General features: G+C 36.9%; 20 protein-coding genes. 14 read left to right on the top strand and 6 right to left on the bottom strand.

The window, feature by feature from the left end; genetic code table 11:
• Positions 1-178: 178 nt before the first annotated feature.
• A complete protein-coding gene (locus NEOC84_RS06525) occupies positions 179-604 on the bottom strand; it encodes a hypothetical protein (protein ID WP_242678221.1) in 426 nt (141 codons plus the stop codon).
• A 284-nt stretch (positions 605-888) separates the two neighbouring features.
• Between NEOC84_RS06525 and NEOC84_RS06520 the strand changes: the two genes are divergently transcribed.
• The 3 genes from NEOC84_RS06520 (at position 889) to NEOC84_RS06510 (ending at position 3,576) form a co-directional block, all read left to right on the top strand.
• A complete protein-coding gene (locus NEOC84_RS06520) occupies positions 889-2,091 on the top strand; it encodes a D-alanyl-D-alanine carboxypeptidase family protein (RefSeq protein WP_166156954.1) in 1,203 nt (400 codons plus the stop codon).
• Between the two features lie 606 nt (positions 2,092-2,697).
• Positions 2,698-3,105: a hypothetical protein gene (locus NEOC84_RS06515; RefSeq protein WP_166156951.1), complete on the top strand. Its 408-nt coding sequence runs from the start codon at positions 2,698-2,700 to the stop codon at positions 3,103-3,105.
• Between the two features lie 60 nt (positions 3,106-3,165).
• Positions 3,166-3,576, top strand: a complete 411-nt coding sequence (locus NEOC84_RS06510) for a hypothetical protein (protein WP_166156948.1) — start codon at positions 3,166-3,168, stop codon at positions 3,574-3,576.
• Here NEOC84_RS06510 and rsmA read toward each other — a convergent pair.
• From rsmA to NEOC84_RS06495, 3 genes are all read right to left on the bottom strand, one after another.
• The gene (gene rsmA, locus NEOC84_RS06505) at positions 3,563-4,411 is read right to left on the bottom strand and encodes a 16S rRNA (adenine(1518)-N(6)/adenine(1519)-N(6))-dimethyltransferase RsmA (protein WP_166156945.1); all 849 of its coding nucleotides are present in this window, start codon (positions 4,409-4,411) and stop codon (positions 3,563-3,565) included. The genes NEOC84_RS06510 and rsmA overlap by 14 nt on opposite strands.
• Before the next feature lie 102 nt (positions 4,412-4,513).
• A complete protein-coding gene (locus NEOC84_RS06500) occupies positions 4,514-5,596 on the bottom strand; it encodes a SurA N-terminal domain-containing protein (protein ID WP_166156942.1) in 1,083 nt (360 codons plus the stop codon).
• Between the two features lie 117 nt (positions 5,597-5,713).
• A complete protein-coding gene (locus NEOC84_RS06495; protein WP_166156939.1) occupies positions 5,714-6,841 on the bottom strand; it encodes an RsmB/NOP family class I SAM-dependent RNA methyltransferase in 1,128 nt (375 codons plus the stop codon).
• Positions 6,842-8,301: 1,460 nt separating this feature from the next.
• On the opposite strand from NEOC84_RS06495, the gene lnt reads away from it, so the two are divergent.
• On the top strand, positions 8,302-9,966 hold the full coding sequence (gene lnt, locus NEOC84_RS06490) for an apolipoprotein N-acyltransferase (RefSeq protein ID WP_166156936.1): 1,665 nt from the start codon (positions 8,302-8,304) through the stop codon (positions 9,964-9,966).
• Between the two features lie 156 nt (positions 9,967-10,122).
• A complete protein-coding gene (locus NEOC84_RS06485; protein WP_166156933.1) occupies positions 10,123-10,719 on the top strand; it encodes an IS701 family transposase in 597 nt (198 codons plus the stop codon).
• Here the strand turns inward: NEOC84_RS06485 and NEOC84_RS06480 are convergent.
• Complete coding sequence (locus NEOC84_RS06480; protein WP_166156930.1) at positions 10,669-10,992, bottom strand: helix-turn-helix domain-containing protein; 324 nt, start codon at positions 10,990-10,992, stop codon at positions 10,669-10,671. The genes NEOC84_RS06485 and NEOC84_RS06480 overlap by 51 nt on opposite strands.
• A gap of 456 nt (positions 10,993-11,448) precedes the next feature.
• Between NEOC84_RS06480 and NEOC84_RS06475 the strand changes: the two genes are divergently transcribed.
• From NEOC84_RS06475 to NEOC84_RS06435, 9 genes are all read left to right on the top strand, one after another.
• The gene (locus NEOC84_RS06475; RefSeq protein ID WP_166156927.1) at positions 11,449-11,952 is read left to right on the top strand and encodes a transposase; all 504 of its coding nucleotides are present in this window, start codon (positions 11,449-11,451) and stop codon (positions 11,950-11,952) included.
• A 22-nt stretch (positions 11,953-11,974) separates the two neighbouring features.
• Positions 11,975-12,526 (top strand): hypothetical protein, encoded by a 552-nt coding sequence (locus NEOC84_RS06470; RefSeq protein ID WP_166156924.1) that lies wholly within the window; start codon positions 11,975-11,977, stop codon positions 12,524-12,526.
• Positions 12,527-13,095: 569 nt separating this feature from the next.
• Complete coding sequence (locus tag NEOC84_RS06465; RefSeq protein WP_166156921.1) at positions 13,096-14,901, top strand: hypothetical protein; 1,806 nt, start codon at positions 13,096-13,098, stop codon at positions 14,899-14,901.
• Positions 14,902-15,363: 462 nt separating this feature from the next.
• Positions 15,364-16,242 carry a UDP-3-O-acyl-N-acetylglucosamine deacetylase gene (gene lpxC, locus NEOC84_RS06460; protein WP_166156918.1) on the top strand — a complete coding sequence of 293 codons (879 nt, stop codon included), beginning with the start codon at positions 15,364-15,366 and terminating at the stop codon, positions 16,240-16,242.
• Complete coding sequence (gene fabZ, locus NEOC84_RS06455) at positions 16,242-16,709, top strand: 3-hydroxyacyl-ACP dehydratase FabZ (RefSeq protein WP_166156915.1); 468 nt, start codon at positions 16,242-16,244, stop codon at positions 16,707-16,709. The genes lpxC and fabZ overlap by 1 nt, the downstream gene beginning before the upstream one ends.
• A 43-nt stretch (positions 16,710-16,752) precedes the next feature.
• Positions 16,753-17,616 carry an acyl-ACP--UDP-N-acetylglucosamine O-acyltransferase gene (gene lpxA, locus NEOC84_RS06450; RefSeq protein WP_166156912.1) on the top strand — a complete coding sequence of 288 codons (864 nt, stop codon included), beginning with the start codon at positions 16,753-16,755 and terminating at the stop codon, positions 17,614-17,616.
• Between the two features lie 67 nt (positions 17,617-17,683).
• Positions 17,684-18,631, top strand: a complete 948-nt coding sequence (fmt, locus tag NEOC84_RS06445; RefSeq protein ID WP_166156909.1) for a methionyl-tRNA formyltransferase — start codon at positions 17,684-17,686, stop codon at positions 18,629-18,631.
• Positions 18,632-19,868: 1,237 nt separating this feature from the next.
• Positions 19,869-20,786 carry a hypothetical protein gene (locus tag NEOC84_RS06440; RefSeq protein ID WP_166156906.1) on the top strand — a complete coding sequence of 306 codons (918 nt, stop codon included), beginning with the start codon at positions 19,869-19,871 and terminating at the stop codon, positions 20,784-20,786.
• 56 nt (positions 20,787-20,842) lie between these two features.
• Positions 20,843-22,108 (top strand): hypothetical protein, encoded by a 1,266-nt coding sequence (locus NEOC84_RS06435; RefSeq protein WP_166156903.1) that lies wholly within the window; start codon positions 20,843-20,845, stop codon positions 22,106-22,108.
• Positions 22,109-22,556: 448 nt separating this feature from the next.
• On the opposite strand, the gene NEOC84_RS06430 is transcribed toward NEOC84_RS06435, so the two are convergent.
• Positions 22,557-22,808, bottom strand: a complete 252-nt coding sequence (locus NEOC84_RS06430) for a hypothetical protein (protein WP_166156900.1) — start codon at positions 22,806-22,808, stop codon at positions 22,557-22,559.
• Positions 22,809-23,897 lie beyond the last annotated feature (1,089 nt).

Genomic DNA, 23,897 nt, shown 5'->3' with positions numbered 1-23,897 from the left:
CGAGAGTTGCATACTACTCAATATATGATTAAGTAAATATAAACTCTAGAAATTATTTTATTTATCACAAAGTAATTGATAACCCCCGTGACCGCTTACCTTGCTACAAAAATAGAGAGCTGCAAGCTTTTAATTTATTTAATTTTTTATAAATCTACCTTCTAATAGGAAAAAAACCTTATTTAATACTTTTTAAATATTCCTCGTTTTCTTGAATCTCATATAAAAACTTTTCCAATACTCTTAAAACAGTACGGGAAGTATTATACACACCTGCTGCGCTAAATATCAGTTCAAGTTTAGGGCCTGCAGGATAATTTAAAGCAATCATAGTGTAAGTTAAGGGGATCTTATGAGCATTTTCAGGGGCTATCCACACGACAAAATCTTCGTTAATAAGAGTAAGCTTTCCGTTAGATTCTATTAATTGAAAATAACGTGTAAGCGATTGACTTTTGTTCCATGGAGAATGGAAGCAAAGCAGCTCCATATGATGTAAAAGCGATAGGTTAACAGGGATAAGCAATTCAGAAGAGCCCAAGCCAATATTTTTATAAAATTCTTTAAATTTTTCTTCTATCAAAGCTAAATTATGCATGGCCATAATACTCCATATTAAAGATAGAGGCTAAATTTTATTTTAATTTGTACTTCTATGCAGATGAATGGGTCTATTTAATAAGATGAGAGGCTGCTATCTTAAGCAAATGGCAGGCCAACCTAACAGAAAGGATTAAAAAAGTTGAAAAATGACTTTGAATTTAGAATTTAAAGAGTGTAAATTTGTAAAGCCGAACGCTTTCATTGGTGGTAGGCTAAAGGTATAAGCAGGTCATCTGCTTTTTGGGGACTAACCTGCAAGAAGTTAAGTAAAAAACGGGAAGAAGTATGTTTTTGCAAAAATGGCGCTTAGGACTTTTACTTTTTTTAGGAATAGGGTCTCTTAGCGCAGAAAAGCTGGAGGTGAGTGTTGAGTCAGAAGCGGCAATTTTAATTAATGTAACTAATGGAGCTATCTTATATGAAAAAAATGCCCATACTCTTAACTATCCTGCTAGCATTACTAAAATAGCCACTACTCTTTATGCTCTTGAGCAAAAAGGCCATCATCTTTCAGAGATTGTAAGCGCAGATGCTGAATCTATTGCTTCGATTTCTGAGCAAGCTAAGAAAAAATCTAATTATACGACTCCTTCTCACTGGATTGAATATGCAAGCACCCATATAGGTATAAAAAAAGGCGAGAATTTTACCTTAAAAGAACTCTTATACGGCATAATGGTGGCTTCAGCCAATGATGCCGCGAATGTAGTGGCTCAGCATGTGGCAGGAAGTGTTCCTGTGTTTATGAAAGGTTTAAACGGATTTATCAAAAGTTTAGGTTGTGAAAATACGTATTTTACTAATCCACATGGATTACATCATCCTAAGCATCAAACTACCCCTTATGATATGGCTCTTCTCACACGTGAGGCCATGAAAAATCCTATCTTTCGTGAACTAGCGGCTGCGCCAAAATTTATTCGCCCCAAAACTAATAAACAAGAATCGGTTGTTATCTTGCAAAAAAATCGTTTATTACGTAGAGGAGAATACTATTATCCTCAGGCAATTGGGGTTAAAACAGGTTATACTTCCATTGCCCGCCATACTTTAGTGGCCGCAGCAAAGAGGGATGGACGTGAATTGCTAGCGGTCTTGATGAAGTGTAAGGAGGGAGGGCAGATTTATCGAGATGCTATCCATCTTTTTGAAGCAGCGTTTAATGAAAAACAAGAGGAAATGATCATCCTTGAGAAGGGACCTCAAAAATACCTCCACTCTTTAAAAGGTGCGGACAAGCCTTTGAAAACTTTTATAAAATCCAGCTTAAGTCTTAAGTACTATCCTGCTGAAAAACCTGTAGTAAAATGTTACCTGCAATGGCATTCATTAAAATTGCCCATTGTTAAAGGCCAACAAGTCGGCGAAGTTTACTTGCAAGATAGGAATGGTCAGCAGCTCCAAAAAGTAGCCCTTTATGCTGAACAGGGGGTCCAACAAACCTGGATAGGATGGTTGAAAAGTCTCTTTAAAATTACAAAGGAATAAAATTTTAGTTTTTAATAAAATTTATTAAAGATGTAAATAAAATAGCTTAAAAAAAGTAAAAACTTCTTTTCTTGCCAATAATGAGAGAATAAATGATAATATATTCTTTTAATTTGTAAGGTTAAGGAATATCTAGAAAATTTTGAACAAAAGTTTCCCTCTACCTAACGCCTATCATAGCTTAAATCTTTGAAAACTAATCTTGGAAGTTGGGTAGCTAGTATTTACAAAAAGATCAACTGGAAAAGAAGGCTTTATTGTTGGTTTAATGCTTGTTTTCCATGAAGGGCACCACTTAAAATAGATGAGAGAACTAGTATAATAATTGGGATAGCTGCCATGCTTATGAACGTGACTGCAACAAATGCAGGAGAGATCTTTAGAAAAAGCGTATGCTTAAAGATTAAAATAAAGGCCTAGATACGATGCTCACCCTTCCAGGCTATCTTCTTGCTCTGGTTCTTTGTCCAATAAATAATAGGGTAGATTCTCGGAATATGCTAATTTGTAGGAATCATTAACCCCGCTAAAGCTTTTCCTACCAAATAAGTTAGAAATAATAATAATAATAAATAACTTGTTCGATCAAAACTTAAAGGATTTTTTATGAATTTACCAGATACATTTCCAGTAACTAATAAGAGCTTAAAGCCTTTTAGAAAAGATTTTGGAAAAAAGATACCTAGTACTTATAAACAGGCCAACTGGAAAGGAAGACTTTACTGTTGTATTCAATTAGCCTGTTCGCCATTGACGATACCTCTTAAAATAGTTAGCAAAGTTAACCGGATAGCAGGGCTGGCTACCGTGTTAATGCTCGCAATTATAAAACGCGCCGAACAAACCCTCAAGATAAAACATACGGCTAAAAATTGGGATAAAGAACGACAGGTGGTATTAAAAATTACAGACTGCCTTCTTGCTTTAGCTCTTTGCCCAATAACTATTGGAGCCTCTAGACTGCGTTACTTTGTAGGAATCATTAACCCCGCTAAAGCTTTTCCTACCAAATAAGTTAGGAATAATAATAAAATAATAATGTAATTTGTTCAGTTAAAACCTAAAGGAGTTTTTATGAGTTTCCCATCCACATTTCCAGTAACTAATAAGAGCTTAAAGCCTTTTACAAACTATTTTGGAGAAAGAGTACCTAGTACTTATAAACAGGCCAACTGGAAAGGAAGACTTTACTGTTGTATTCAACTAGCATGTTCGCCCTTGACAATCCCACTTAAAATAGCTAAGAGAGCTGGCAACGTAGCCGTGGCGGCTGCGGTGTTGATGAAAATGCTTATAAAACGCGGAGAAGAGTTTCTCAAGGGAAAGCCTGTGCGTAAGGATTGGAAGGATGAACGAGAAATAGTGTTAGTACTTAGAGACTGCCTTCTTGCTTTAGCCCTTTGCCCAATAACTATTGGAGCTTCTAGAATACGCTACTTGGTAGGAATCATTGACCCAACCCGAGCTTTCCCTAAACGCTATTAGTAAGTTTTTGATATAAATGCATAAAATCTTCTAAAGAAAGCTCTTCAGGACGTGATTTTACATCGCATCCAATTTGCAGCAAGGCTTGCGAGACAGCCTGGCTGCAATAAAGCTCTTTTAATGAAGCGCGCATCATTTTACGTCTTTGCCCAAAAGCTGTGCGGGTCATTTTAAAGAAATCATCTTCATTGGCCACAAAGGGCGGCTGATGTAAATCTAAAGTGACTACCGCCGAATCTACATTAGGGATAGGATAAAAACAAGCTCTTCGTACCATGAAGGCATAGCGGGGGGTAGAATAATAATTTAAGAAAACGGTAAAAGAGCTATATTCGCTTGTGCCTGGCTGAGCTGTAAATCGGCGTGCCACTTCCTCTTGGACCATAACTACAACTTTAGAAACGTAAGGGTAAAGCCTAACAAGCTGGATTAAGATAGGGGTTGTCAAATGGTAAGGGAGATTGCCCACAATGATAGCTTTTTGTCCCGGTTGTAAAATTTCCAATAATTTTTCCTTCAAAGGGAATTCCAATACATCTTCGCAAAATATTTCCAATCTATTGGGCTCTGTTTGTAAGCGCTGCAATGCTTGGGCCATTACAGGATCTTTTTCTATCATCAATAATTGGGGGCCCTGCTTTATTATTTCCTCTGAGAGGCAACCTGGCCCTGGCCCAATTTCTACGACCAGATCATGAGAGGAGATAGCGGCATAAGCCACAATTTTGCGAGTAATGTTTCCATCGATAAGAAAATTTTGAGAAAGACCCTTTTTAGGACTTACGCCTAAATTGTTTAGGAAATGATGAAGCTCACTAGGGCGGTATATAGGCATAATTTTAAGTTTTTCCTTATCCTTGAAACATAATAAATTTTCAAAATAGGTGGGTCTATCTACTTTTTAAACCGCAATCATTCCGAAGTAATTATGCTCAAGCTAGATTTTAGAGCTCAGTATAAAAGGTTCAAAAGCAGCCTGATCAGTTTTAGAGGTGTAAAAATCTTGCACAGAGAAACGTTTGCGAATTTTTTTTAGGTAAGCTTCAGTCTCTTGAGCAATAGCTTCTTCTATAAGTTTATCTTTAATTTTAAGTTCTACCTCTTTAAAGGCAGGCGTTCCACCTTTTATCCAATTTTTAAGCACAAAAATACGAAAAAAAGAGCTGTTCTTATCTGCTCGATTTTTTTGAGCGATTGGCTGACTATGTGAATGGGGTGTCATTTTTGTTAAAATGGCTTTATAGGCTTCCGAAATGTCTTTTTCTGGTAAAGTGTATTCTTCAGAGACATTAATTTGCGTACTGTCAAAATGAGAGTTTGCCTTAACGTAAGTCGATAATTTTTCTAATGCTATATGATCATTCAATGCCTGGTAAGTTAAATGGGCAGCTTCCGCGCTTCTAGCTGGATCAGGATCACGAATAGAGATAACATTATATTGCCAAGTATTCGGCTTGATGTTGGCAGGGTTTTTGGCAAACTCCTCGTATGCTAAACGAACAGCTTGAGGTGTTACTTTTTTTAGTGCTTTGGCATTTACTCTTAAGTAAATCATTCTGCGAATAGTAATGTCTCCTTGCACAATTTTTTGTGCTTCTTCATATGACAGGCCAATTTTATCCAAATTGCTGATAATATGAGGTCCAAATAGGCTCTCCATCTCTTGGCGAATATCACCGTTGCTTACAAGAAGTTTATTTTCGCTGGCATCAGCCAATACTAATTCTTTATTAATTAATTCATCTAGCACATGCTTCCAGTTAACTTTGTAAAATTGATAGCGTGCTGGGGTAGAGGAGGTGTAATCAGGAAATTCACGATAGAAAAGAACATCCATTTTTTTCATTACATCTAAAACAGAAATCGCTGTGCCATTCACCTTGGCTAAAATGCGGTTATTTACTACTAAAGCCGAGTTATCTTCTTTACCTAAAAAAGCAGCCTTTCCTTCAGCTTGTAAAGGTGTAATAAAACAACAATAGATTAGAGCAGAAAAAAATAAAATTTTTTGTTTCTTCATGATTAAAAGTGGGTTGGTGATTAGTGAGGATTAATTCTATCATCTATGCCATCTAAAAGATCTTAGCTGCAGAAAAAAAAGCTTGCTAGAGGGCCAGCGGCTATTACTATAAACGATTTAAAACTTCAAAACAACCCCAAAAAAGCCATCCATTCCTCCAAGCGATGGAAAAGATTGAAATATTTGATTTTCTACCTTTAAATGATAGCTCTTAATAAAGTGGTTAAGTTGATGTTCGTTTTCTTGGGGTAAGAGGCTACACGTTCCATAAATGATACGGCCGTCTGGTTTCATAAAACTGAGAGCTTTTTCAAAAATTGTTCTTTGCTGGCCTATCAGCATCTTCAGCCCTTCTACTTCAAATCTCCATTTCATATCAGGATTGCGACGTAGTGTACCCGTTCCCGAGCAAGGCGCATCCACCAGCACCCAATCCATTTTTTTCTTTAATTTTTTAAGCTTGGGATCGTTGGCTAGTATAATTTGTCCATTATGGATGCCTGCGCGCTTCAAACGTTTTTTTGCTTGTTGCAAGGCATAAGAACGTATATCATGTAAGAAAATTTGCCCTTTGTTTTGCATGGAAGGAGCCAAAGCTAAGCTTTTACCTCCCGAGCCTGCGCAAAAATCCATCACTAGCTGGCCTGGTTGGCATTGCACGAGATTGGCAAGGAGTTGGCTTCCTTCATCCTGTACTTCAAATAGGCCGGCTTGAAACTCTGGAATTGTAAAGAAATTAATTCTTTGAAGAAAATTAATCGCATGGGAAGAAGCTAAACAGGCGCTAACCTCATATTTATCTTGTAAAAGCTCTAAAAGTTTATCACGGGTAGCCTTAAGAGTGTTTGCTCTTATAGTCGTCGGGGCGGGAGTATTGCTTACAAGACATAATTCTGAAGCTCGTAAAGCTCCGTAGCTTTCTACTAAAATATTATAGAGTGAATCTGGAAAGCTAACTCTTATGGCAGCAGGAATACTGGGATCATTTTGATGGCTTTGCCAGTCAAAGTAAGGCAATAGAGCTATACGTTTATTCCAATCAGGAGCCTCTGGAATTAAATAATCGATAAGGCGTATCCATCGAATTAAAAAATAGGCATTTTCAGCAATAGAGGCGCGGTCTTTAGAGCCCAGAGCTTTATGAGAGCGGAAATAGTTGCTTATAAAGGCATCTAAGGGAAGTCCTTGTTCGTCATATGCACTAAGGAGCTGAAGAAGATGATAAGCACGAAAAGATTGTTTCATAAAACAAGGCTATATAAAAAAGTGGAAAAAAGATTGAATGTTTAGAATAAATTTTATTTGTATCTAATAATTTTAAAAATTATAAACGAAATCTTTATAAAGCGGCAAGGAAGAAAAAATGCATATATACTTCCTTCCTATGTGGAATAGTATTTGAAAAGCTATGTCCCTTCCCTAGCTTCTTTATCGTTGCTGCCTGGAAAGATAATAAAATTTATAGATGCGACTTGAAGTGCATGCCTCTGCCAGCATCCTTTAAGATTAGCTAGTTTTTGTGTGCCACGAGCACATTTTAGATGTGCGTAACTATACGAAAGATGAGGAAAATGGCTCCTCGAAGTCGCTTTGCAGGAAGAGATTTCAAACCACCTTAAGCTGCTTTGGTCAAAAGCCAAGGTAGTGAGCGTTAAGGAAAAGGTATGATAAACATATCAGGTGAGGACTAAAGAGACGAACGAAAGTGAACTATTGGTCCAAGTGTCGAAAGCTTAAAGATGATGTCAAAACTGGGGGCTAAAAACTCTTTCAGGATAAATTTAGGGGCAACCTGTTTACTGCCTAAATGGCGTCCGGCATAAAGATAGCGTGAACTTAGTCTAGGCTTTTGTATGGAACGTGGGAACCTCATAGATGATGTTAAGAGAAAACCATATAAGTGAAGAACACAAAGTGGGAAATATCGAAGCATGTATGAGGGGCAGATCAACTCGTAGTAGTGAGGAAGTCTTTGTAATGAAGAGGGAGCGAAGGGGTTGAATTGTTCAATCCACCTCAATAAGTCAAGTAGAAATACGAGGAACTTATGAGGGTGGAGAAAAGGCTGGAAAGCTTGAAGAACAATAGGAGCCGTATGAAGCGAGAGTTTCATGTACGTGTCTGTGGGAGCCTAAGGGGGAAGTTCCCTTGGGCGACCCGACCCGATTGCCCGATAGGTTACTAAAAAATTTTATTTTTTACCTATGTAAGCGGCTTGCCAATAAAGAATGCGGTTGTCTATAAAAGAAAAGGGATTTACTTCTTTTGTGTAGCTGTGTTAACTACAAGCTAGTTTTTAAGGGTCTTCCTATTGTTGCATATCAATAAGTCTTTTCTTTTCGTGCCATAGGGAAAGCTTAAAATTTTTATGTTTCTCTAAGTGCATAGGGGCTACAAATAATTTTGCCGAAAATTTATCTTTAAGCTTCGAAAGAGGGGCTTGATGAAAGATAAGGATGAAAATTTAATTGCTTTAATATTTATCTAAGCCGCAAGATTTAATCATCTAACGTTTTTTGAATTTATTTATTTAATTTCTAAAGGGTTCGATCTCTTGTCCTTTGTGAGGGTATTCATAGAAAAAAGCCTCTCTAGCTGTTTTTCTGCAGAAGGGTGGCAAAAAGAAAGAAAAATCACCCAGAGCATTAAATAAAGTCAGCAGTAAAAAAATCTTTTTGGCTTAACCTTAACCTAGTTTAAAATTTATGCCACTCAGCCGTTTACAAACATTTACTTGTATTATACTTTCTTTAATAATCGTAGCCTTCGGCCAGCCTTATTGGAGTCTTACAGCTTCTTTTCTGGCTTCAGTTATGGGTTTTGCCTTGTTTTTCCGTGCTTTAGCTTCTTTTCCTAGTAGCAGGCAACGGTTTTTTGTGGCGACCGCTTGGTTTGCTATGGTTCAACTTATCCAGTTTTCCTGGTTCCTCTCTCATCCATATCTCTACATTATCGCTGTATATATTTTGCTGGCTTTAATCTTTGGGTTGCAATTTGGTTTTATTGGATGGCTAGCATGCTCGCAGCGTATAACCAGTTATAATCGAATAGTCCTGCTGTGTAGTTGCTGGACGCTTCTTGAATGGTCACGCTTATTTATTTTATCCGGAATTGCTTTCAATCCTATTGGACTTAGTTTAAGCGCAAATTTATATACCCTTCAAAATGCCTCTTTAGGAGGAGCTTTTGGCATGTCTTTTTGGGTTCTAGGGGTAAACTTACTAGCATTAAAAGCTTGGCTTGCCTGGCCACTTTACAGGCATATATTCTGCTGGCTTGCCTTTGCCGCATTTCCTTTTATATTTGGATTTATTCAGTTAAAGTTGCACGATTCGAAAGTTATAAAAGATACTTTTAATGCTATTCTTGTTCAGCCTGTATTCCCGACGGAAGAGAACATGCTCTTTCATAATACAGCTTCCTATGTGAAATATGTGGAAGCTGAATGGCAGCAAATTTTGATGCTTTGCAAAGAGCATTTAGGAAAGAATGTCCATTTAATTGCTTTGCCCGAGTTTATTGTACCTTTCACTACCTATACACCTGTATATCCTTACCAAAACGTTAAGAAAGCTTTTCTCGAAGTTTTTGGAGAAAAGGCCTACTCTGCTCTTCCTTTATTGCAAGAGCCCTTAGCTTCACAATGTATGACTGAAAAAGGATTTATTTGGATGGTTACCAATGGTTATTGGCTACAAGGATTGGCTAATATCTTTAATGCGCCTGTCTTATCTGGAATGGAAGACGTTGAGGACTTTTTTGACGGACATAGAGAATACTATAGTTCCGCACAATTTGTTGAACCTTCTTCCTATCAACAGCGTACGCTTCCTTTTAAACGTTATGATAAGCGCGTCTTAGTTCCTATGGGTGAGTATATACCTTTTTCCTTTTGCCGTTCCCTGGCTGCCGCTTATGGTATTACTGGCTCTTTTACACCCGGTAAAGAAGCTAAGATTTTTCCTGCTTATGTTCCTTTTGGAGCATCCATTTGCTATGAAGAAACATTTGGACATTTAATGCGTGAAAATCGCCTGAAGGGAGCTGAATTAATCGTTAACTTAACCAGTGATGTATGGTATCCAACGGTAGCACAGCAGCATTGTGATCATGCTCGCTTGAGAACAACAGAAAATGGCATTCCTCTTATTCGTGCTTGTAATACAGGAATTACCGGCGGTTTCGATGCGTTTGGGCGCGAGATAAAAATTCTTGGCAATACTTACTATGAAAAAATTTGGAAGCCGGGGGCCCTTTATCTGCAAGTTCCGCTTTTTTCCTACAAAACCCTTTATTCTATAACGGGTGATTATCTTATTGTCTTCCTATCTGTTTTAGGTATAGGTGGGGCTTTCTTTTTTCGTCGCTAACTTTACTTAAAATTATAGCTCCAATTAATTGTATACTTGATGATGTACTTTTTTTCTTGTTGACTAATTTTTAATTAAATATTGTTGTAACTTAGTACTACAGTGGTAATAAAAAATATAGTATGCTATTTTATTTGTTAGGTAGAGAGGTGAGGGATGGAATTGAAAGCAATAAACCAAACTATAAAACAAAAAAAAGAAGAGCTAGCTCTATTTTTAAGGCCTTTTTTTAGCCGAGAAGAAGCTAGACAAGTGGCTTTGCAATATACATGGGGGTTAATGAGCAAAGCAGAACGTAAAAACACCTGGCAACTGGCAGAAGAGGCCGGCTTACAAACCCCGTATGCTTTTCAACATCTACTACGCCGTGGTTTATGGCAAGCAGATGCAATCAGAGATAGGTTGCAAATGGAAGTGTTGAAAGATAAAGAAGGCGGTATACTAGCTATAGATGAGACGGGATTTTTAAAGAAAGGTAAGCATTCAGCAGGAGTGGCAAGACAATATAGTGGAACAGCAGGAAGAATTGAAAATTGCCAAGTAGGGGTTTTCCTTTCCTATGCAACTAACCAAGGCCACGTACTAATTGATCGAGAGCTATATATCCCCGAAGAATGGTTTTTAGATAAAGAACGTAGAGCAAGAGCGGGTATACCTAAGGAAGCTAAATTCAAAACGAAAATACAATTAGCCATGTTGATGCTACAGCGAGCTTTCGGCCATGGGATCAGGCCCTTTTTCTACCCTCTCTAAGAAAGCTTTTTCTTGCTCAAACGTTAAAGCTCTTTTTCTTCCTGTTATTACAGGCCTTTTATCTTTCAGGCCCTCTAAATTTTGAGCATTATACCTTCGGATCCATTTTTGAATAGCGCTTGTACAATAACCTAGCGCTTTTCCTATCTGATATGCGCTTTCTCCTTCCATCGCCATCACCACTGCTCTTAGTTTACAACTGTAACTGCCATAGGCTTTCTTTTTTGCCATGGCATTTAATTCCTCTATTGTATGATAAAAAGCTACAAACATGGTTTCCTCCTTTCCAAACCTTTTCCCTCCCTAAATTATCCTCCTTATTTGAATTTAGAAAAAGGCTGTTTGCAATTCTCAATAGCTGCTACTTACGGAGTTCGTTTAAATGGTATTATCAACTCATTAAAAATATTTTTTTGTCTATGTTTTCCTAAACACTTCCCTTTATTAAAGAATATTTAAATCAACTTGGAGTGGCTCTCAAACAAGAAAATTCCCGCAATAGCTTATCTAAAATTCAATGGTGTTGGCTGGCTTTTTGTTTGATGGGGATATTCATTACCAATTCAATCTGTTGGGCTAAATCTGAAAGGGCTCGGCTTAAAAGCTATAAGAAGATGGCTTTATCGGCCATGTTTAGACGTGCTAAGATTGTTTGGAATAGGCTGCTAATTTGTAGTGTTCTCGCCGTTCTGGGTAAACATGGCATTACAGAAGGCATTCTGGTTATCGATGATAAAAATCACTGTAGATCGAAAAATTTGGAAAAAGTTGCATTATTTACATAAAATCCGTGATAAAAAAACGAGAGGCTATTTTTGTGATCAAAATATAGTATTTCTTCAGCTAGTGACTAAAAAATTTTGCCTTCTCGTCTCTTTTGCCTTTTATTCTCCCGATCTCAAACTCACCCAATGGCAACAGGAAGTGAAGAAGCTAAAAAAATTGAGTGTTGTTAAAAAAGACCGTCCAAAAGAGCCTAAAAGGTTATTAGGATATCCAAAAAAATATACACTAGCTCTGCAATTACTCAAAAATTTTGCCTGTGAATTTCCTGTTTTTAAAGTCAGTTGTGTACTTGCCGATGCTCTTTACGGAAATAGTTTGTTTGTAGATGGAATAGAGATTATTTGGCCTGGAGTGCAAATTATTACTCAACTAAGAAAGAATCAAAAAGTCATGCAGGGTGAAAAATCTCTGTCATGGCAAGAATTCTTTGCCTTCTATAAAGGCTGAAAGCAGGAAATTTTCATTCGCGGTGATAAAAAAAATGTGGTGCAAGCCGGGAGCAAGATTGTATGTTCTTTCTCATCACAAAAAACGATTAATAATAGTCCTTAAATATGAGGGCGAAAATGAGTATCGCTATCTTATGGCTGCAAATCTTTCATGGAATATGAAAGATGTGATGCAAGGATATACTTTAAGATGGTTAGTGGAGGTTTTTATTGAAGATTGGAGTAGTCATTGTGGGTTTTGCAGTTTGGCCAAACAGTGCGGCGTTGAGGGATCGGAGCGATCTTTGATTCTAAGCCGGCTGTTTGACCACTGCTTTCTTTTTCATTTGTCTCAAACAAATTTCATTAAGAACAAACTCCCTTTAGCAACCTTGGGGAGCCTAGTAGAAAAGTCTAGAGTGGATGCTTTGTGCCAAGTCATAAGAGAAATTGTTGAGCATGAAAATTCAAAAGAACTCTTCCGCGATTTCAAAAAGAGGCTAGATGAAATCTTTGTTTTAAAGCCTTCTCGTAAACATTTAGATGCAGTACAAGAAAATGTAACTTTTGAGTCATCAAGAAAAGTTACCTAGCTGTCAAGAACAAAAAAGCATATCATCGAGTATTAGTGCTCCCCATAATATAAAGGTCAGCAATCGATTGAAAGAGGATTTTGCTTTCTAAAGGACCTTTTATTCATAAACTCATCTATCTTCCTTAAGAATGAGGAAAGAATTATCGCTTTTATTATGATCATGTGTTCTGTTAGCTGGTTTATAACCTTGCTCTGGGTTATTAGCGTCAATAGTTAAAAGAATTATCTTCTTTCATCTCTAACCGATTAGGCGAGCTGGCTCAACCACTTACCATGCGTTGGATTTTCTCACTATTTGAAGGAGTATTCCTGCTGATAAGGCATAAACCTGAGGATATGTGGGAGCTAGTCCTTAATTTAAAACTTACCAGACAACATATTTTGCAGGTTTTAGGCCCTCCTTTTCAGGAAGTATATGCGAAAAGAATTTAACCTATGAAACGGAGAGTAAAAAAAAACTTAAAAAAAGATTGTTGTTTATAAAAAAAGTTTTTATTCTTGGTTATGTTCTTTGAAGTCCATTAGAGAGCTTTCAAAGAATAAAAACTCATAAAAAAGGAGATTGCCATGAATACATCAATCAAAGCTTTCATTCCCTGTAGTAATGAGGTTGTTGCCTTTGGTTTAGCAATGACAGAAAAAAAAAACCAATTTGGCGAAAATGTTGGCCAAATTGTCGCTATAGATCAAAAGGGTTTAGTCGCTCCTATTAAATTTAGAAAGCTATTGGAAAACTTAGGAATTAGTCTTTCTAATGCCACTAATTCAATTCACGAAAAAGCTTCTTTCTTAGAAGCTTTAAAAAGAAATGGATATAGGCCAAAAATTGAGGTTATGCTAAGAGACACTACATTTAAGCAGCCGCACACGACAATCTCCCATATTTATCAGTTTAAAAAAAATGTTATTAAGACGAACACTAAGTATATAAACCTGGAACAAAATATTAAGGTTTTCTCCTCTAGATTCATTTTAAGAGCCGAGGATCCTAAAAGCCAACAGACCATGAAAATTGTTCATGCTCTCTACGACAAAATTAATAAATTACTTACATATACGCCTGCAGGGGGAACACCTCTTATTGATAAGAAGGATGGCTACCTTCAAATTATCCCAAATGGCATGCCTATTAATTTAGAAAGCTATAAAAATAACCCTCCCATAAGCCCCATGTATCCAGGAGGAGATTTCAGAACAACTGAAGAGTTTGCAAGAATTGCATCTGCGAATTTTGGTCCAAACGGTAAACTCTCCATTCAAAGTATTGATAATGCATACCGTACTATAATAAATGGGGCTAACTCCTCTCAACAGCCAGATAAGCAATCCGAAGAAATTTTAAAAAAAGCTTTAAGTTATTTATATGTCGAAAGAGTAGAGAAAAATCCATTTACTGGAAAAGAGACTGTGATAAAAGAAACCTCCCCTAATTATACAGCATATACACAAGCTAGAACACGTCGCACTTCAGCATATATTGATTATCTCAATACTAAAAATCGCTACAATTTAAGCAAGCTTGAAGATCAAAGAAAATGGCAAGTTCTTTCTCTTCAATTACAACTTGCCATTGATATTGCTGAAGATGAAGTAAAGAAATATAAATTTGTAAGACAAGCTTTGGATATCCTTGAGGCTTATGGGAATGATGCTGTAACATATGTTATTAATGATTCAAAAAACATTTATACAAAAAGCGAACAGACAGGCCAAATCGATAAAATACCGTTTCATATTTCATATGGTTTCCCTTCTAATTGGTATGAAGATGATAGTGGGTATTCTCAGTTTTCATTTACCTCTAAAGAGGCATCAGGAGAGGATACGACTAAAGATACACAATATGGTGGAGGAGGCTCGTTTCAATATGGACTTTTTTCTACTGAAGGTAGCTTCAGAAAAGAGGATAGGGAAGAGAGATCTCATATAGAAACTAGTGAGTTTAGGTTTGATTTTAAAATCGGAACAATTCCAATCTTAAGGCCTTGGATGAACACTGTACTTTTTGCTCTTAAAAACTGGAATTTAGGCGGTCAACCAGCAGGAATAATATCTGGAGGAATTTTTCCTGCTGCAGATAAGGATTCAATATCTAAAATATTACCTTATTACTCGACAGCCTTTGTCATTGCTAAGGATATTAAAATTTCTGGCAAATGGAGTGAAAGTGATTCTAAAAAAATTGAGACAGCTCTTAAAACAAATCTATCTGTAGGAATAGGCCCTTTTTCTATCAAAGGATCTTATAGCAATTCAAGTTCAAAAGACACATTTACCGCAACTGACAATAATGGAGAATTTAGTATACCTGGTGCTCAAATTATTGGGGTAACAAACACTGTTGTGCCTTTTGCTGCTCCCGATAAAGGCTAATTTTCTTTCTAATGTAAGAGCCAAGGTCATAAGACTTTGGCTCTCTAATGCATAAAACTTTCCGTGAAGCCTGCTATAAAGTGTGGAATAATAATATTTATACTTTTCTCAATGCCTTGAAGCTTCTCTACGCTGCTCTTTTCCTTCCGCAGGAAGGCATACACGAAATTCTGAGGGTTTACATTGTTGAGTTTACCATCCATTGGCTTATTAAAAACCTGAATTTTTTGCCTTTTAGACGACAATCAAGAAGTTCTTTTTCTTTGCTTTGCTATCAAATCTTAAGGTATCCTCTTGCTTTTAGATAAGGAACTCTTAGAATTACCTAGTAAATATTTTTAAATATTTTATTAGACGGAATTGTTTGTAGAAAGTAGCTTTTACTTGCTAAAAATTACAAGTTAAAGTAGAATGCCCCTGTTCCTTAATTCATTCATTTCCATTGCGTAAGAGAGCTAAATTGTGAGTGGTTTAAAACAAAACTTGATATCAAAATACCGTCAGCAGCGAACCTTAAAAGATTCTATTTCGTTCTCAGGCATTGGCATTCATACTGGAAAAGAAGTACAAATTACCTTTGTGCCTGCTCCAGATAATACTGGTATTACATTTTGTCGAGTAGATTTGCCGGATCGACCAATGATTCCAGCTTCTGTTAATTATGTCTATGAAACAAGCCGTAGTACCTCTATAGGGATTAACAATGTAGTGATTCATACCATTGAGCATGTTCTTGCCGCTGTGCGAGCCAATAATATTGATAACTTATGTATTGAGATTAAAGGAATTGAACCACCCGCTGCTAATGGAAGCTCCGATGTTTTTGTGAATATGATCGAAGAAGTCGGGATCCTTGAGCAAGGAGAACAAAAGCCTATAATTAAAATCCAAAATCCTATTCATTGGACGCAAGAAGATATATATATTATGGCTTTTCCTTATGATGGATACCGGATCAGTTATACCTTAAATTATCCACATTCTAAGCTCTTAAATTGCCAATTTTATTCGTTAGAAGTAAACAGTTACAATTTTAAGCATGAAATTGCTTCATGTCGTACCTTTGCTCTTTATAAAGAAGTGGCTTACCTATTGGATCACGGCTTAGCTAAGGGCGCTAGCTTGGATAATGCAGTAATTATTCATGAAGAAGCAGCTTTTAGTAAGGGGGGGCTTTTCTTTCCCGATGAGATGGTAAGACATAAAATTTTAGATATGATTGGAGACTTGTCTCTTGTAGGAATTGAATTTGAGGCGCACGTAATTGCTCTTAGGGCAGGTCATGCATCTAACTGCGCTTTTGCAAAAGAATTATTAAACTCTATTACGGAGTGTGCTTAATGGAAGTTCATGTAGCTGATTATCCAAAATCACTTGATATTAAACAAATAGCAGAAATCTTGCCTCACCGTTTTCCCTTTTTGCTGGTAGATCGAGTGCTTGATATTAATATAGAGCAGGGCTTAATCGTAGGACAGAAAAACCTGACTTTTAATGAAGCTTTTTTTCAAGGTCATTTTCCGGATACTCCTATTATGCCAGGTGTACTAATGATAGAAGCTTTAGCACAATTGGGTGGCATATTGATTCATATGAAGGGCTATCATGATAAGATAGCCGTGCTTTTGACTGTCAATAATGCTAAATTTCGCAATCCAGCTAAGCCAGGGGACGTTTTAATACTCAAAGTAGAAGGTATTCATCTAAGTTCCAAAGCAGGACGGATGCAAGCGACGGCTACAGTGAATGATAAAATTACTGCAGAAGCTGAAATCGGTTTTGCGCTAGTAGACAAAAGTCAGTTATAATAGGGTAGAAAGCTTTTATAAAATTATTTTGAGTAAAGAGAATATGAAAAAATCGAACATACATCCTACCGCCGTAATTGAACCAGGAGCTATTATTGGAGATAAAGTTACCATAGAGCCCTACGCGATTATTAAAGCTCATGTGAAGTTAGAAGAGGGTGTAACGATTAAGTCTCATGCTTACATTGACGGCCATACGATTATTGGCGCAGGAACCACTATTTATCCCTTTGCTAGCATAGGCACTCAAACACAGGATCTAAAGTATAAAGGTGAGACCACTTTTGTTAAGATTGGTAAAAATTGCCAAATCCGTGAGTTTGTAACAATCAATTCATCGTGTGGAGAAAATACATCGGTAGAGATAGGCGATGATTGCTTGATCATGGCTTATTGCCATATTGCCCATAATTGTATAGTAGGCAATCGAGTGATTATGAGTAACAATGCTACCCTTGCAGGCCATGTGATTGTAGAAGATTGTGCTATTATAAGCGGTTTTGTACCTGTTCATCAATTTTCCAGGATTGGTAAGTATGCAATGGTCGGAGGAATGAGCCGTATTACCCGTGATGTTCCTCCTTACACTATAGGAGCAGGCATTCCTTACAAATTTGGTGGAATCAATATTGTGGGGTTAAAAAGGCATGGTTTTTCTTTAAAGATTCGCCAAGAGCTCGGAAAAGCTTTTAAAATAGTTTACCGTTCTAAAGCATGTCTTGAAGAAGCGCTGCTCCAAATTGAAAGAGAACTTGAACCTCTTCCAGAAATTCTTCATTTTGTAGAGTTTTGCCGTTCCTCTAAGCGTGGTTTACTAGGATTGGAAGGAATCACAAATTTTGATGATGAGGTAGCTCAAGCTGAAAAAGAGGCTGAAACTGAGCTTATAGCTAAGATTGAAAGATAAACCCTTTGAGGATGGGCTGTTTTAAAAATAGCCACAAGCGTTTACAGCTTTTTTTTAAGAGGTAGGGATGAGAATTGTATATTTTGGGACTCCTCAGTTTGCAGCAGATATCCTAGAATATCTTCTCAATCATAAGATTCATATTTGTGCAGTAGTGACTAAACCCGATAAGCCTAAAGGGCGTTCAAGCGATTTAGTACCTACACCTGTCAAACGTATTGCTCAATCGCAGAATCCTCCTCTACCCGTTCATCAACCTGCCTTAGTTTCTGCCCCTGAATTTGCTGAGATTTTACAAGCCTATCATGCTGATTTATTCGTAGTCGTTGCTTATGGCGAGATTATTAAGCAACATGTTCTGGACATACCCTCTAAAGGCTGCATCAACGTTCACGCAAGCTTGCTACCAAAATATCGCGGAGCCGCTCCCATCCAACATAGTATCATCAAAGGAGAAAAAGAAACAGGTGTTACCATTATGTATATGGTAAGAAAAATGGATGCTGGGGATATTATTAAAATGGTTAAAGTCCCTATTGGTCCTAATACTACCTATGGGGAGCTAGAACGTTTACTATGCGAGGCTGGAAGCAAAACTTTGGTAGAAGTGCTTTATCAACTTGAGCAAGGTAGTGTGGAGCATATGGAGCAAGATCATTCTCAGGCAACATTCGCCCCAAAAATAGAGTTAGAGGATTGTGAGATTAACTGGGGTGCTCCAGCTAAAGCCATTCATAACCTTGTTAGAGGCGTATATCCTCACCCAGGTGCTTGGTGCTATGTAAATATAGGGAGGCAAAAAAAACGTCTGAAAATTAATTCCACCCTCTATCTAGACGATCAAGGAGGGCCCGCTGGGACCTTATTGCCTACTGATACAGAAGAGTTAATAGTTGCTTGTGGACAAGGAGCCCTTCGCATTCTTGAACTCCAGCTTGAAGGTAAGAAAGCTATGCTTGCTGAAGAGTTAATTCGCGGCCTTCCTAAGGATAAAAAGATGGATTTTAGGATTTAAAAAATTAGGAATAATTTTATTAGCTAAATTTAATCATTTAGCCCACATTATGGCATGAAGCTTTCAGAGTGAAAAAGGCATTTAAGAAGAAAAGGCTGATCATTGGGTGGCCCACAAATAACTATTAGGAAATCCTGCTAGATTTTTTAAGTTGGCTACTTTTTTAATCGATAAAAGTTAAGCTCATAGAGAAGGAGAGTCTAAAAGCTGCTTATATAAATTTGCCAACTTGGATTTACAGAGCGAGTAAGAAGAAGATCTCTTCCCTAAGGCTAAGAAATTTATCGTGATTTTTGTTCCTTCTGATAATGTTGAATTCATATTTAAAGGCTCGCTAAGCTAGTTTAGAATTTTTTCTTCGCTAAGTATGCCCGCACGTACATCCTTCAAAACTTTTGCCTAATTAAACTAAAATCTCATAGCTGTAAATTTCCTTGTTACAGCGTACGCTATGCTATCTTCTTCGCTTGCTGTGGCTAAGCTTTTTAAAGTTCCAATTGCATTTTTGCTCACACCTATTACTAAAAAATAAATAATTTTTTTAGGCGCGCTATACTCTTTTATTCCTCTATCCCTCGGCTAGCAGCTATCCTCTAGTAGCTATTTGTGAAAAGTGCTTTACTTACTATAAGTAATTTAAGCTCATCCTTTCTATTATTGCTAAAAGCGGGACCCGCTTCTTTTGCGGGCTTTTTATTCTCTGACCCTTGATCTTTCGGATAATTTTTTCTAATAAAAAGTTGTTCTTACGGTGAGGTCCCTCTATGCATGATCCTTATGCCTTTATAAACCCTATTTCTTCTTCCTGGCGCTTTGCAAGAAAAGATTTTCTTCCAATAAACGCTAATTTTATATTTTTCACTCATAGGTTTTTCCCCCTTCTAGAAATTTAATGATAAGTGCTCTTCCTCAATCTATAGCTTTATTTCTCCATGAAAACAAATTCGATAGGTAATGAGAAGGAGTTTTTAGCTTGTCTTAAGACAGGATTAAACGATGAATAATAAGGATAAATATACCTTTAAACTTTATTTAGGTAACGATCGTCATTTTTATAATTTATTAGCCATGTTTTATAGTTTTTGGTTTTAAAATACCTGCTAGTTTTTAATGTCTATTTCATTTGTTTATGCTTTAATTATTGTAGTTTTTCGCATTAAAATTTATTTTCTCTTTAGGTAAATAAACAACCTTGGTATAGTGAGGATTCTTAATAGATTTTTCATGAGAGAAAAGGATGCAAGCAATAAATAGCGCAACCTTAAACTTAACATTTTTACCTTCTCGTGACTCTTCGCTAGCAAAAGATACTTTGCTAGGGTACGAGATAAAATCTACTTGGGTTGAATTAAAGCTTTTTTTTAGCGATCTTTTTCAAGTAATTGCTCAAGTTTTTGCTGAGCGCTTATTTTTTGGAAAAGTTTTCAAATTGAGCATTCATTTGCTGACAGGATTAGCTTGTATAAGAGGTAATACTTTTCAAGGGACACGCTTATTGGGAGCTCTTAGTGCCGCTGATAGCCTACTAACCTTAGGTGATCTGGCTGTAGATGCTAATGATTTAGTTAATAAGCGATACCTTGAGATAGAGGAGAACAGTAAAAGTAAAAAGGTTTTTAACAAATGCTCTCTATTTGCAAGCATAGGTTCTTTTGTAGCTGATATAGGAGGCCTATTTCTTTGGCTGGATGAATTAGCACTCATTAACCTTTTAAAAATAAAAGCAACGGTAGGTAGAAATTTTTCTAAGTTAGCAAATTCTAACAAAAAGCTTCTTACTTACCTTACGAATTGCTTAAGAAAAATGAGTCCAATGGTTGCAAAAATCTCCTTAGTAATAGGTTTACAAGGAGTTGAGGCATTGGCAATTTTATGTCTATCTGTTAATGAATTTAAACATTTAGCTAATGTTGTGGGCAGCAAGCCAACCTACAAAATAGCTTTAAGTATAATAAATTTGGCTTCTTATATAGCTGAGATTACTCTGAAGATTTTAGCTATCACAGGACATATAACAGTGCCTGGCATAGCAGCAATGGGTTGTGCAGCAGCAGGCTGTGGATTGGCAGCTTTTCTCTTGGAAGCGATTTATAACTATCGCCTTGTAAATCTCCAGAGCAAAAGGCCAGATGCAGGCAGCTGGATAACTCCATAAGCTGGAGGTAGCATAAATAAAATGTTAATAATAAACTCTAAACAAGGAAAATAATTATGAATACATTGTCATCCACACAAGGCGTCCAGCAATCAGAGCCATACTACGGAGAAGAGGAAGATTTTATCTCAGGTCAGCTAGATGGACATACTGTTACAGTTGAGCAAGTTCCTGCTCCTCAGCATAAGCCTGCCAATAATTTAGCAGCTTCTTCTCGCAATAAAATTACTAATTGCGCTAAGAAAGTGTTTGAAAATTTTAGTAATACTGTAAGACATATTGTAGCTTTTTATGCTTATTCTTTTTCCACTTCTGAGAGTATTCAATCAGTTTGCAAGTTAGCAAAATCTTCCATTTATTTTGCTAAGTATGCTTTTAAAGCACAAACACCTGGTTTTAACAATCTCTACAATCATTTTGATGTAGTAGATACTGTTTTAGATGTGGGAGGAATTTTTGGCGATACTAAATACTGGGTCACTAAAGGCTGGCAAAAAGATTCCTCTTGGAAAGTTGCTAGCAAGGCATTTGGAAGTGTTTCTAGAGGAATTGGAACAGGGCAGTTTTTGGTAAACATGGGGCTGTTGAATTTGGCTAAAATATCAGTTCAGCTAAATAGACTTCCGTTCTTTAGGGTGCTTAGCTTACTCTCACCCCTCCGTGTAATTAAAGACACACTAGGAATTATTAGCTCTTCTTTAAGCTTGGTAGACACATCTTTAGCGCTACAGAAAAAAAATAGCGATGTAACCAGCGAAATAGAGAAGCTTAGATTGAATAAGTGGGAGATTAAAAAACGTGCGATTAAATTCTTGAGTTCAAATGAGCCAGAAAAAGCTGCTAAGTTAAAAGCAAAATTTGGAAAAGAGAAATTTGGAGAAACATCGGCAGATGCTTTAGAGCAGGAGTATTTAGGCAATCTTGACAAGAAATTCTTAAGCCTTCGTGAAAAATTGGCTAGCAAATATAATGCGCTTGCCCATTCAAGGCATGCAACTCTGTTTGATAGTATTGCTGGCAAGAAGCTGGAAGATTGCGAAGTAAGAATTATTGAAAAAGATCAGCTGGTAAGAGATTATCAGGCAAGTAAGACAAAAGATTGGCTCTCTATTGCTTTCAATGTAGTTAAAATTGCAGCGATTGCCATGGGGTTGGTAGGTTTTGCACTTACTCTCAATACACCTACGTTTTTCATTGCTTTGGGAGCTGCTTGGCTTGCTACTTCTGCTGTAGGCATGGCTCGTCTCTACTATTCATTTAGGCACGAGACATATAAAGAAGAGCAAGAAGCGAAGCTGGGATTATTTGCTCCTGCGGCTTAAAGTCTAATATATAATAGAATTTTCATCTTTAAAGAGCCCTCAGCATTAAGCTGAAGGCTCTTTTTTTTATTCGTGATTTCTTACCATGTTTCACAATAGCAGGATTTTTGGTAAGGAGCCTTAAGCATCTTAAGGATAATTCTAGGGTATGCTTTCAAATTGGTAATTTGCAATATTTTATGGCCTATAAAAAGCATATGCAGACCTAGGAAACAGAAAAAACCAGCGTGTTGCAGGCTTTTGCGTAGGTTTCTTAAGTTGATTGAAGAAGTTCTCCCCATTTTCGCATAAATTTTTTTCGGATTTTTATTTAAGCGCAGAATAGCCTAAAAGGCCTAGAGCCATGACCATTAAAAGGACCTCTCTTCTTTCTGGCATTTTTAAAAAGAAAGAAAAGACAAAGAAAGCAGGACTTTTCAAGAACCCAAATCCTTTTTCTGCTCAGTGCTCAACCTTTATATGTCTTGGACAGTTCATGAGTAGGAAAAGCAGTAGGATCCATCTTACTAGTTGCTAAGATGGAAAGCCCCTTACTCCTCTCTAAATCTACCTTGTTAAGCAAAGAACAAGCTACGCTCTCTTCTAGGCGATAGCTAAGCATTAGAAGGTACTTGCCCGGCTTTTGGTGGGCTAGAGGATTAAGAAAAGCTTTAACCTTTTTTCGCTGCCCTTCAGGCCATGCTTGGTTTATGCACGGCATTCTCTTTGCTAGGCTGCTTGGCTGAAAATGGCTAACCATCTTTGTTCAACACTTGCATAGCAGAATATACTCTCAGAAGCTCGCTAGCTTTCCATTATCTCTACTAGCTTATCATAAAATGCTTTAGATATCAGCACTCTAGCCTTTTGGGTCTGGGTAGGCCTACGTGTAACAGGTAAACTTTGCTCTATCTTTAAAGCTTACAAAGGTGTCTGGTGTATAAATATTTTCTGCTATATAACGATTCTTTTACAGCTCGCTGCCAAGCTCTTAAGATGTTTATCAACCCTGTACGTAAAGGCCCTTTTATCACTGCTATCACCCTCATTCAGCTTGCATATATGCAAGGAATATGGCCCTAAATCAAAGTCGATACGCTACAAGATAGCCTGGTTTAACTCAGACCGCATAGGGTCTCTAATGTTGCTTTGTACTAAACGAACGCACATTTTTCCTTCTAGTCTCGCTGCTTATAACCTGTTAACCTAGTTACAGAAAATTTAAATCCCTCATTCTTCAATTTAGTTAGCTCATATCCTACAGCTTGCAGTAAAAAGTTATATTCTATTAAGCAAAAACACTCATTCACTTTTTAGCAATTTATACGACAAATTGCGAGGAGTTAATACCTTCTTAAATTTTTTTCCAGCACATTTACATATACATAATCATTCTCCATAGCTTATGAGAGAAGGCCTATCCACTACAGATGACATCGCAAGAAACTTTAAGCTGGCTTATTTAAAAACAAAAATGGAAGAAAATGTTAGAGAAGTTTATAGGAATATAGATAAAGGAGCTAAATGTGACACATGCTTTAATAGTGGCAGCGCCTATAGCGGCCTTCAGAGGATAGCCACATACAAGGCTTTCAGTTACCAAAACTGCAGATATAAAACTATTTAGGAAATTAAAAGGTAGATATCCACAGTATGGCTCCAAAAGAAAATCTTCCTAAGCGTGAATGGGTCGTTATTGTCTGCTTGATTTTATTTTCGATTAGGTCATCTGTCTTTTTTTATAGATTTTTTTTTAAATTGAAAATCTATTAAAAAAGCTGGCGTTCACCTTTATAATGTTATTGATACA

It is taken from the genome of Neochlamydia sp. AcF84 (genome assembly GCF_011087585.1).
Taxonomy (GTDB): Bacteria; Chlamydiota; Chlamydiia; order Chlamydiales; family Parachlamydiaceae; genus Neochlamydia.
The sequence above is the reverse complement of the archived record's forward strand: the minus strand, read 5'-3'. Positions and strand labels throughout refer to the sequence as shown.

What these genes read in the sequence shown, in the direction of transcription:
- NEOC84_RS06520 (WP_166156954.1), top strand. Translation starts at nt 889, where the DNA reads ATGTTTTTGCAAAAATGGCGCTTAGGACTTTTACTTTTTTTAGGAATA.
- NEOC84_RS06515 (WP_166156951.1), top strand. Translation starts at nt 2,698, where the DNA reads ATGAATTTACCAGATACATTTCCAGTAACTAATAAGAGCTTAAAGCCT.
- NEOC84_RS06430 (WP_166156900.1), bottom strand. Translation starts at nt 22,808, where the DNA reads ATGCCGTGCATAAACCAAGCATGGCCTGAAGGGCAGCGAAAAAAGGTT.
- NEOC84_RS06495 (WP_166156939.1), bottom strand. Translation starts at nt 6,841, where the DNA reads ATGAAACAATCTTTTCGTGCTTATCATCTTCTTCAGCTCCTTAGTGCA.
- NEOC84_RS06435 (WP_166156903.1), top strand. Translation starts at nt 20,843, where the DNA reads ATGAATACATTGTCATCCACACAAGGCGTCCAGCAATCAGAGCCATAC.
- NEOC84_RS06485 (WP_166156933.1), top strand. Translation starts at nt 10,123, where the DNA reads ATGGAATTGAAAGCAATAAACCAAACTATAAAACAAAAAAAAGAAGAG.
- NEOC84_RS06475 (WP_166156927.1), top strand. Translation starts at nt 11,449, where the DNA reads ATGATAAAAATCACTGTAGATCGAAAAATTTGGAAAAAGTTGCATTAT.
- NEOC84_RS06480 (WP_166156930.1), bottom strand. Translation starts at nt 10,992, where the DNA reads ATGTTTGTAGCTTTTTATCATACAATAGAGGAATTAAATGCCATGGCA.
- NEOC84_RS06440 (WP_166156906.1), top strand. Translation starts at nt 19,869, where the DNA reads ATGCAAGCAATAAATAGCGCAACCTTAAACTTAACATTTTTACCTTCT.
- NEOC84_RS06465 (WP_166156921.1), top strand. Translation starts at nt 13,096, where the DNA reads ATGAATACATCAATCAAAGCTTTCATTCCCTGTAGTAATGAGGTTGTT.
- rsmA (WP_166156945.1), bottom strand. Translation starts at nt 4,411, where the DNA reads ATGCCTATATACCGCCCTAGTGAGCTTCATCATTTCCTAAACAATTTA.
- lnt (WP_166156936.1), top strand. Translation starts at nt 8,302, where the DNA reads ATGCCACTCAGCCGTTTACAAACATTTACTTGTATTATACTTTCTTTA.
- NEOC84_RS06510 (WP_166156948.1), top strand. Translation starts at nt 3,166, where the DNA reads ATGAGTTTCCCATCCACATTTCCAGTAACTAATAAGAGCTTAAAGCCT.
- fmt (WP_166156909.1), top strand. Translation starts at nt 17,684, where the DNA reads ATGAGAATTGTATATTTTGGGACTCCTCAGTTTGCAGCAGATATCCTA.
- NEOC84_RS06500 (WP_166156942.1), bottom strand. Translation starts at nt 5,596, where the DNA reads ATGAAGAAACAAAAAATTTTATTTTTTTCTGCTCTAATCTATTGTTGT.
- NEOC84_RS06525 (WP_242678221.1), bottom strand. Translation starts at nt 604, where the DNA reads ATGGCCATGCATAATTTAGCTTTGATAGAAGAAAAATTTAAAGAATTT.
- fabZ (WP_166156915.1), top strand. Translation starts at nt 16,242, where the DNA reads ATGGAAGTTCATGTAGCTGATTATCCAAAATCACTTGATATTAAACAA.
- lpxA (WP_166156912.1), top strand. Translation starts at nt 16,753, where the DNA reads ATGAAAAAATCGAACATACATCCTACCGCCGTAATTGAACCAGGAGCT.